Genomic DNA, 8926 nt, shown 5'->3' on the forward strand with positions numbered 1-8926 from the left:
AGATTAGAAAAGTCAAATTACTTTCTATTAATATTTTAGCAACCATGACATACTAATGTAGATTCAATCTACTATAAATGGCTAAACAAGGACAAATAGTGTCAAAAAAGACCCCAAGCTTAATGTGGAAGTTAGCTCGGGGTCTTTTCTTAGTCCATGATATAGAACTAGTACTCAATTCCCCTTTATTATCTCACATACTCTATTCAATTGTCAAGAAACAGGTTGATATTTTATAAGTTAGCGATATCAGGCCATTAGAAAAATAGAATCAACCAATCACACTAATAATTCAAAGGAGGGATATCTTTATAACTCATCCGCTATCTTATTTATCTTTCTGAGTCTGTGGTTGACACCACTTTTGGTCAGAGGGGTGCTGAGGCTATCTGCTAACTGCTGAATAGAATAGTCTGGATGTTGAATCCGCAACTGCGCTACCTCCTGCAAATCTACTGGCAGATTTTCTAGGCCCATGATATCTTTGATTTTACTGATATTGTTGATGGTCTTCATACTAGCAGAAACTGTCCGAGCAATATTGGCCGTTTCGGCATTATTAGCCCGATTGAGGTCGTTACGGGTTTCTCGCAAAATCTTAACTCGCTCAAAATCATCACGCGCCTGCATGGCTCCGATTACTATAAGAAAGTCCATAATGTCTTCGGCTCGCTGGAGATAAGTCACAGCCCCCTTCTTGCGCTCAAGCACCTTGGCATCCAGTAAAAATTGCTGGAGAAGGGAGGCAAGACCTTGCGCGTGGTCCAGATAAACAGAACTGATTTCCAACTGGTACTTGCCAGACTCCGGATCACGAATACTTCCATTTGCCAAGAAAGCGCCACAAAGATAAGCACGACCGGCTTCCTCGTCTGATAAAATCTCCTCATCAATACCTGTTTCCAGACCAAAGAAGGAGTCTGCCAAGTGCAAATCACTCAGCAAGTCCTGCACCTTTTCATCCGTAAAAACGGTATAGACTCGATTCTTGCGAAGATTGCTCCGTTGGTGGTGGCGAATTTCCGATTTGATTTCATAAAAATGGAGAAAGGACTCATAGAGGTGACGGGCCAGCTTGGCATTTTCTGTCACGACAGACAAGATCAAGCCCGAAGTTGAGAGACCGATACTGCCAGACATCTTGATAATGGCAGATAATTCATGCCGGCTCAGATGGTGCTGACCTAGGATTTCTTCTTTTACTGCTACTGTGAAACTCATTTTCTCACCTGTATAATCCGCATCAACTCATCCACAATCAAATCCCCATCGTGGAAGGCACCACCATTTTCCAGACGAAGGAAATTAGATGAAATCACGCGTGGAACTTGCTTACAAAGACCAGCAAAATCATGTTCCACCTGGACCAAGTATTCATCAAAACGGTTGGAATTCATGTATTCCTGAGGCACTTTTTCGATATTCACCAAGACAGTATCGATAAAAGCTCGATCCAGATGACGATGCAAGACCTCCACATGGTCGCTATCTGTAAAGTGTTCCGTCTCCCCACGTTGGGTCATGATATTGCAGACATAGGCGATTTCTGCCTTGGTTTCCAAAAGCGCCTGCCCGATTTCCTTAATCACGATATTAGGTAAAATCGAGGTAAAGAGGGAACCAGGTCCGAGTACAATCATGTCACTTTCAAGAATGGTCTGCACCACTCGACGACTAGCCAGAGGTGTATCATCGTTGAGGGTATTGGTCACATAGACATGGTCAATCATGCCTGGATGGTCTGCAATATGGCTCTCTCCAGCTACCTCTGTCCCATCCTGGAAGACTGCATGCAAAGTCAAAGGATGGTCACTGGAAGGATAAATCTTTCCAGTTGTATGGAAAAATTTGCTCAGTAACTGCATGGCATTATAAGTCGAACCATGCATTTCTGACAGGCCAGCGATAATGAGATTCCCCAATGGATGGCCAGCAAAGGCTCCCGCATCCTCAGAAAAGCGATACTGAAAGACCTTCTCATAAAACTTAGGCATATCCGACATGGCCACCAGAACATTACGAAGATCACCTGGCGGTGTCAACTGCTGCATATTTTTTCGGAGTTCACCTGAAGAACCGCCATCATCTGCCACCGTTACAATAGCAGCGATTTCCACATCTTTTTCACGCAGACTTTTAAGAATGACAGGGATCCCAGTCCCTCCACCAATCACCGTTATCTTTGGTTTTCTCATGAACGGTTTACCGTTTCCTTTCTTCGGTCTTTGTCGCGATGCCCTTCATTAACAGGCCAAGTCTTGGATAGGTCCTGCGCCAAGCGTTTGGCAAAGGCCACACTACGGTGTTGGCCACCCGTACACCCCATGGCGATGGTCAAAACAGACTTCCCTTCCTTTTGGTAACTTGGCAAAATCGGCTCAATCAAGGCTAACAAATGCTTATAAAAATCTTCTGACTCAGGATGATTCATTACATAGTCATAAACTGGTTCATCTACACCCGTTTGGTTACGCAGTTCTGGTAGATAGTAGGGATTTGGCAAGAATCGAACATCAAAGACCAAGTCCGCATCAATCGGGATACCAAACTTGAAGCCAAAAGACATGACTTCAATACGGAAAGACTGGGCTTGTTCTTGGTCTGAAAACTGCTCTGCAATGGTTTTACGTAGCTCACGGGGAGTGAGTTCAGTCGTATCCACCACATTTTGGCTCATATTTTTCAAAGGTGCCAAGAGTTCACGTTCCAGCTTGATTCCATCCAAAATCCGTCCATCTGCAGCTAGTGGATGGCTTCGTCTGGTTTCCTTGTAACGCGCGACCAATTCCTTATCAGCTGCATCTAAAAAGAGAATTTTAAAGTCCAGTTCTTCCTTGTTTTCCAACTCATCCAAAACAGTTTGAATCTCTGAGAAGAAAGAACGGCTACGCATATCCACTACCAAGGCCAACTTATGGTCGTCTTCCTTTGTTTCCACCAACTGCAAAAACTTAGGCAAGAGAGCTGGCGGCATATTGTCAATGGTGAAATATCCCAAATCCTCGAAGGACTGAATGGCTACAGTTTTCCCAGCACCACTCATCCCTGTCACAATCACCAAGTGAAGTTGTTTCTTTGTCATCTTTTTCTCCTTATATCAAAAGAAGTTTGGCAAAACCAAACTTCAACTAGCTTATCCAATCTCTGCGATGACTTCAATTTCGACTTTTACATCACGAGGAAGACGAGCTACCTCCACAGCTGAACGAGCTGGAAATTCCTCTTTAAAGGCCGTTTGGTAAACCTCATTAAAAGGAACAAAGTCGTTCATATCGCTCAAGAAGCAAGTAGTTTTGACAACATGGTCAAAGTCAGTTCCTGCTTCTGCCAAAATAGCACCGATGTTTTTCAAGACTTGTTCTGTCTGTTCTTGGATAGTCTCTCCAACGATTTCCCCAGTTTCAGGAGAGAGAGGAACTTGACCACTAGCAAACAAAAGATTGCCAACGATTTTTCCTTGAACATATGGTCCGATAGCCTTTGGGGCCTTATCTGTATGAATTGTTTTTGCCATTTTCTTTTCCTCACAATTTTTCTAAGATTGCATCCCAAGCCTCATCCATTCCTGCCTTGCTGACAGATGAAAAGAGGATAAAATCATCACTTGGGTCAAAGTTTAATTTCTTTTTGATTGCTGATTCATGCTTGTTCCATTTACCACGAGGAATCTTGTCCGCCTTGGTCGCCACAATGATGACTGGAATCTCATAATACTTGAGAAATTCATACATCTGCACATCATCTGCTGACGGGTCATGACGAAGGTCAACTAGACTGACCACTGCACGGAGATTTTCCCGAGTCGTTAGGTACTCCTCAATCATACGCCCCCACTTTTCACGTTCCTTTTTAGAAACACGGGCATAGCCATAACCAGGCACATCCACAAAGCGCATCTTGTCATCAATGTTAAAGAAGTTGAGAAGCTGGGTTTTACCAGGTTTACCTGATGTTCGGGCTAGATTCTTACGATTCAGCATGGTGTTGATAAAGCTAGACTTGCCAACATTTGAACGCCCTGCAAGAGCGATTTCTGGCAGTTCATCCTGCGGATAGTGGGATTTATTGGCCGCACTGAGCAAGATTTCTGCATTGTGTGTATTAAGTTCCATAGTCACCTCTAGGCTGTTTCTAGGATTGGTTTATCCGTTCCATCGACAGCTTCTTTAGTGATGCGGACCAATTTCACATTTTCCTGACTCGGTACTTCAAACATGACATCTAGCATTGTTTCTTCTATAATCGAGCGAAGACCACGCGCACCCGTTTTGCGTTCGATGGCTTTATTGGCGATTTCTTGAAGAGCTTCGTCATCAAATTCCAACTCGACATCATCATAAGAAAGCAAGGTTTGGTATTGTTTGACCAAGGCATTTCTTGGCTCTTTCAATATACGAACCAAGTCATCAACAGTCAATTGCTCAAGAGCTGCAAAGACTGGCAAGCGTCCAATCAACTCAGGGATAATACCAAATTTTTGAATATCTTCTGCGATGATTTCTTGCATGTATGAGCTGTTTTCGTCAATCGCCTTATTATTTTGACCAAATCCGATGACTTTTTCACCCAGACGTTGTTTGACGATTTCTTCAATGCCATCAAAGGCACCACCCACAATGAAGAGGATATTTTTAGTGTCCACTTGAATCATCTCTTGTTGTGGATGCTTGCGTCCACCTTGAGGCGGCACGCTAGCAACGGTTCCCTCGATAATCTTGAGAAGGGCTTGTTGCACACCTTCACCAGAAACATCACGTGTGATAGACACGTTCTCGCTCTTCTTGGCAATCTTGTCAATTTCATCCACATAGATAATCCCACGCTCTGCACGTTCGATGTTAAAGTCAGCAGCCTGCAAGAGTTTAAGGAGGATATTTTCCACATCCTCACCTACATAACCAGCCTCCGTAAGAGCTGTGGCATCTGCGATCGCAAAAGGCACATTCAAGCTCTTAGCCAAGGTCTGAGCAAGGAAAGTCTTCCCTGAACCAGTTGGGCCGATCATCAAGATGTTTGACTTCTGCAAATCCACATCTTCTGACTCTTCACGCGTATCGTGGAAATTGATACGTTTGTAGTGGTTATAAACCGCCACTGCCAAGGCACGTTTGGCACGATCTTGACCAATTACATAGTGGTTCAATATATGGAGGAGTTCGATTGGTTTTGGTACCTCAGACAAGTCTGCCAAGACTTCCTCAGCCAACTCCTCTCGAATGATTTCCTGGGCTAACTCCACACATTCATTACAAATAAAGGCGTTGTTGCCAGCGATTATTTTTTGTACTTCTTCTTGGCTTTTGCCACAAAATGAGCAATAAACCATCATATCATTATTCCTAGTTGTAGGCATGATTTCCTTCCGTTCTATTCTATACTGTCATTCTATCTAAAATAAGGTCATGTAAAAAGCATGGATACTATTGACCAAATTGGTAAAGGCATTTAACCAGAGCAGGACAGAAAGTCCATAGCGCTTTTTACGAAAAGCCTGTGCCCCTGCAAGCAAGCAGACCAAACACAGCATGGCTGTGAAAAAACCAAATATACTACGTTCCATTAGACTTCCTTTCTCTTGCGGTATTGGATGGTAAAATCATAAGGATTTTTCTCATCTTTGGTATAGGATTTGCTTGAAACCGTCTCAAAAATAGACAGGTCAAACTCTTCAGGGAAATAGGTATCTCCTTCCACCCGAGCATGAATGTGAGTCACAATCACTTCGTCAAGGTAGGGTTCAAAAGCTTGAAAAATTTGCTTTCCACCTAAAATATAAAGATTCTTATCTTGAGCCTGATACCAGTCCAAGACAGACTGGACATCATAAAAAGTAGTAACCCCATATATCTTTTCTTCTGGATTACGAGTCAAAATCAAGGTCTCCCGTTTTGGAAGCAAGCGACGCCCTATCCCATCAAAGGTCACGCGCCCCATCAAGATGGCATGATTCAGAGTTGTTTCTTTAAAGTGTTGCAATTCTGCTGGCAAATACCAAGGCAGACGATTGTCCTTACCAATCACACCCTCTTCATCCTGGGCCCATATAGCTACAATTTTCTTAGTCATGCTTCCATCCTTTTCACTGATAGTACTATTTTATCAAAAAACTCAAAAAAAGACTGGTTTGGAATAGCTTACAGAATAGAAAAAAATCCGTAAGAGGCATCCTACAGATTTTTATATGATTATTCTATTTCTTACAAACCAGGTGCTTGTCCAAGTTCTGCCGCAAGCATCCAAACCGTTTTCTCAAGTTCAGCTTTAGCACCAACAAAGATATCGTTTGTCACATCATCACCTTCTTCATCAGTAACATCCAAAGCTTTTTGGAACAGAGTGATGAGATAACGATAAACATCTAGGACACGTTCCAAGCTTTCTTCAACATTACGGTATTCACCAGCTTCTTCTTCGATTTCACTATGTTGAAGGAATTCTGTCAAAGTAGAGAATGGGCTGCCACCAAGTGTAATCAAACGTTCGCTGATTTCGTCAAGATAGCCATCAAGGCTGTCCATGTATTCATCCATTTTTGGATGCCACACAAGAAAACCACGACCACGCATATACCAGTGTACTTGGTGCAAAGCAACGTGAGCTACGTACAAATCAGCAACAGCTTGATTCAATACTTCCTTTGTTTTTGCCAATGCTACTGGCGCTGCTTTTGTCAATGATGTTACGTCTTTTACTGCTTCTTTTTTCAATTCTACCATTTTCTTTACCTCGTTCATTATTTTTTGTAACCACATCTTAATGATTACTACCTTAGTATACTACTAAGGAAAACTAATAGCAAGCCAAATGACTTACATGAGAAAAGTTGCAATAGACTGATAATTTAAGAATTTTTTAGAATAATACTCTTCGAAAATTTCTTCAAACAACGGCAGCTTCCATCTCCAACCTCAAAACAGTATTTTGAGCTAACTTCGTCAGTTCTATCTACAACCTCAAAGCAGGTCTTTGAGCAACCCGCGACTCGCTTCCTAGTTTGCACTTTGATTTTCATTGAGTATAACTTTCAAACCTTCTTAACAGCACTAAAATAAAGAAAAAGAGGCTGGGACAAAAGCCCTAGTCTCTCAATTGTCTTTAGATTGTCAAGCAAGACGCAGTAGTTGAGTGGGCTCTACTACGCTGATTTCATCAGCTTTTACAGCCCTACTCAACTGTGCGGAGGTGGTACGACGAAATCGAATTCTAACGAATTACCGATTTCTGTCCCACTCTCTTTCTCAGTTTTACATCTTAATACCAGACGCTAACATCAACATGACCCCGAATTCCTTTAAGAGAGTCAGATGAAGTATATTGCCATCCTTTTTCTCCTGAATAATGAGGATTGTTCCAATCAAGCGCATCTGTATAAGCTGCAACCCAGTTTACATGTTGTAAAATATTTGGATGATTCAAACGAGTTTGCAAAAGATGACGATAGCTATAAACTTTCACATTTTGATAACCTGCTTTTTTCATGGTTTCCATATACTTATTGATGATTTTAACCCAAGTGTCTGTATCTGCTGGAGCTTTCTTAGATTTATTTTCATATTCCCAGTTTTCAACATCATAGTAGATTGGATAAGACAAGTTCATCTTGTATTTTTTCAAGAGTTCAATAGTCTGTTTGGCATCATTCTCAGCATCTGTTTCATTTTCTGCATAGGTATAAAGATAAACACCATAAGGAATGCCTAGTCGATTAAATTCTTGAATATTATAAGCCAATTCCTTATCTTCTGCACCACTATATCCCAAGCGAACAATAACGCCGTCAACCCCATTTTCCTGGATAACCTTTTTCCAATCACTAATGTGGCCATTATGCTCACTGACATCAATAACCTTCTTAGCACGATCAGTTCCGACCTGTTCTTCACGATGGTTAAAGAAATAACGGTGTCCATTTCGATAAACCCAACCAACATTCAAGGCTTTCTTTTCTTTCAATTCCCCTGAATCGGCAAAAGTATAACGAGTATCGTCCATGATTAACTCACCTGTTGCCATGACACCACTTTCAGTAAGATAGTAGTTTCCATGCCACTCATCTTGAGCCATGTATCCCCACTTCTTAAAATAATACCACTTTCCATCAATCTTTTGCCACTGTTCATTAGCATAAGAACCGTCTGACTTAAGATAGAACCAACTCTTATAATGATTATCGTAAAGCCATTCGTTTTGCATCATAGCACCTTGACCATTCAAGAAATAATCTCCTTGCCACTGACTTTTAGCCATATAGCCCCACTTCTTGAAATAGTACCATTTGCCATTGATTTTCTGCCATTCTTGCTCTGCATAAGAACCGTCTGCCTTGAGGTAGAACCAACTCTTATAATTGTTATCGTAAACCCATTCATTTTTAGCCATGTAACCACCCGCTTTGAGGTAATAATTTCCATGCCATTCTTTTTGGGCATAACGACCATCTGCTTTTATATAGAACCAGCTATTATGGCTAGTATCAAAAATCCACTCACTCTTAGCTTTTAAACCATCTGCTTTTACATAGAAGTCACCCTCCCAGTGTGCTGATGTTGAATTTGGTTTACTTTCTTCTTTCTGACTACTAGCTCGCGTCTCTTTGACTTCTTCCTTTTTCTCTGGACGCTGACTAGAAGAAGTCCCAACTTTTTTCTCTTCTTCTTTTTGACTTGCAGTTGTTTCTGATTTCTTTTCTTCTACCTTACTAGAAGAAGCTTGAACACTGCTTTCTTCCGAAGATGCTTTCGCTTCAGCTTCATTTGCAGCCACCTGATTAACGATCAATCCAAGCAAAAAGGCACTTGCTAATCCAATTTTTCCAATCTTTGTTTTCAATCTTTCCTCTCCTATAAAAAATGGCTCTATAATATTTGTAGTGGGTAAATCCCCTATGGATCTTATGGAGCCTTTTTTGTGTAGAAAAAAAGTCCCA

At 41.5% G+C, this 8926-nt stretch carries 10 protein-coding genes; all 10 read right to left on the minus strand.

The genetic code is table 11. The features are described 5' to 3' along the window. Positions 1-309: 309 nt before the first annotated feature. Positions 310-1221, minus strand: coding sequence for a DNA-binding protein WhiA (gene whiA, locus QP439_RS06640; protein ID WP_285388847.1), 912 nt, complete (start codon positions 1219-1221; stop codon positions 310-312). Beyond that, positions 1218-2195, minus strand: coding sequence for a YvcK family protein (locus QP439_RS06645; protein WP_285388849.1), 978 nt, complete (start codon positions 2193-2195; stop codon positions 1218-1220). The genes whiA and QP439_RS06645 overlap by 4 nt, the downstream gene beginning before the upstream one ends. Continuing rightward, positions 2192-3082: an RNase adapter RapZ gene (rapZ, locus tag QP439_RS06650; RefSeq protein WP_285388851.1), complete on the minus strand. Its 891-nt coding sequence runs from the start codon at positions 3080-3082 to the stop codon at positions 2192-2194. The genes QP439_RS06645 and rapZ overlap by 4 nt, the downstream gene beginning before the upstream one ends. 51 nt (positions 3083-3133) lie before the next feature. Continuing rightward, positions 3134-3514 carry a RidA family protein gene (locus QP439_RS06655; protein ID WP_001140420.1) on the minus strand — a complete coding sequence of 127 codons (381 nt, stop codon included), beginning with the start codon at positions 3512-3514 and terminating at the stop codon, positions 3134-3136. Positions 3515-3524: 10 nt separating this feature from the next. After that, positions 3525-4112: a ribosome biogenesis GTP-binding protein YihA/YsxC gene (yihA, locus tag QP439_RS06660; protein ID WP_000422605.1), complete on the minus strand. Its 588-nt coding sequence runs from the start codon at positions 4110-4112 to the stop codon at positions 3525-3527. An 8-nt stretch (positions 4113-4120) separates the two neighbouring features. Next, positions 4121-5353 carry an ATP-dependent Clp protease ATP-binding subunit ClpX gene (clpX, locus tag QP439_RS06665; RefSeq protein WP_025169664.1) on the minus strand — a complete coding sequence of 411 codons (1233 nt, stop codon included), beginning with the start codon at positions 5351-5353 and terminating at the stop codon, positions 4121-4123. Positions 5354-5389: 36 nt separating this feature from the next. Continuing rightward, a complete protein-coding gene (locus QP439_RS06670; RefSeq protein ID WP_000442260.1) occupies positions 5390-5560 on the minus strand; it encodes a hypothetical protein in 171 nt (56 codons plus the stop codon). Beyond that, entirely contained in the window at positions 5560-6066 is a 507-nt protein-coding gene (locus QP439_RS06675) for a dihydrofolate reductase (RefSeq protein ID WP_285388857.1), read from the minus strand. The genes QP439_RS06670 and QP439_RS06675 overlap by 1 nt, the downstream gene beginning before the upstream one ends. Positions 6067-6197: 131 nt before the next feature. After that, positions 6198-6716: a Dps family protein gene (locus QP439_RS06680; RefSeq protein WP_045612105.1), complete on the minus strand. Its 519-nt coding sequence runs from the start codon at positions 6714-6716 to the stop codon at positions 6198-6200. Positions 6717-7251: 535 nt separating this feature from the next. Continuing rightward, a complete protein-coding gene (gene lytC / locus QP439_RS06685; protein ID WP_285388862.1) occupies positions 7252-8862 on the minus strand; it encodes a choline binding-anchored murein hydrolase LytC in 1611 nt (536 codons plus the stop codon). Positions 8863-8926 lie beyond the last annotated feature (64 nt).

Source organism: Streptococcus sp. UMB1203, assembly GCF_030217725.1.
Lineage (GTDB): Bacteria > Bacillota > Bacilli > Lactobacillales > Streptococcaceae > Streptococcus.

Bases quoted from the DNA above. Each gene is read 5' to 3' on its own strand.
- whiA (WP_285388847.1), bottom strand. From the start codon at position 1,221: ATGAGTTTCACAGTAGCAGTAAAAGAAGAAATCCTAGGTCAGCACCAT.
- QP439_RS06645 (WP_285388849.1), bottom strand. From the start codon at position 2,195: ATGAGAAAACCAAAGATAACGGTGATTGGTGGAGGGACTGGGATCCCT.
- rapZ (WP_285388851.1), bottom strand. From the start codon at position 3,082: ATGACAAAGAAACAACTTCACTTGGTGATTGTGACAGGGATGAGTGGT.
- QP439_RS06655 (WP_001140420.1), bottom strand. From the start codon at position 3,514: ATGGCAAAAACAATTCATACAGATAAGGCCCCAAAGGCTATCGGACCA.
- yihA (WP_000422605.1), bottom strand. From the start codon at position 4,112: ATGGAACTTAATACACACAATGCAGAAATCTTGCTCAGTGCGGCCAAT.
- clpX (WP_025169664.1), bottom strand. From the start codon at position 5,353: ATGCCTACAACTAGGAATAATGATATGATGGTTTATTGCTCATTTTGT.
- QP439_RS06670 (WP_000442260.1), bottom strand. From the start codon at position 5,560: ATGGAACGTAGTATATTTGGTTTTTTCACAGCCATGCTGTGTTTGGTC.
- QP439_RS06675 (WP_285388857.1), bottom strand. From the start codon at position 6,066: ATGACTAAGAAAATTGTAGCTATATGGGCCCAGGATGAAGAGGGTGTG.
- QP439_RS06680 (WP_045612105.1), bottom strand. From the start codon at position 6,716: ATGGTAGAATTGAAAAAAGAAGCAGTAAAAGACGTAACATCATTGACA.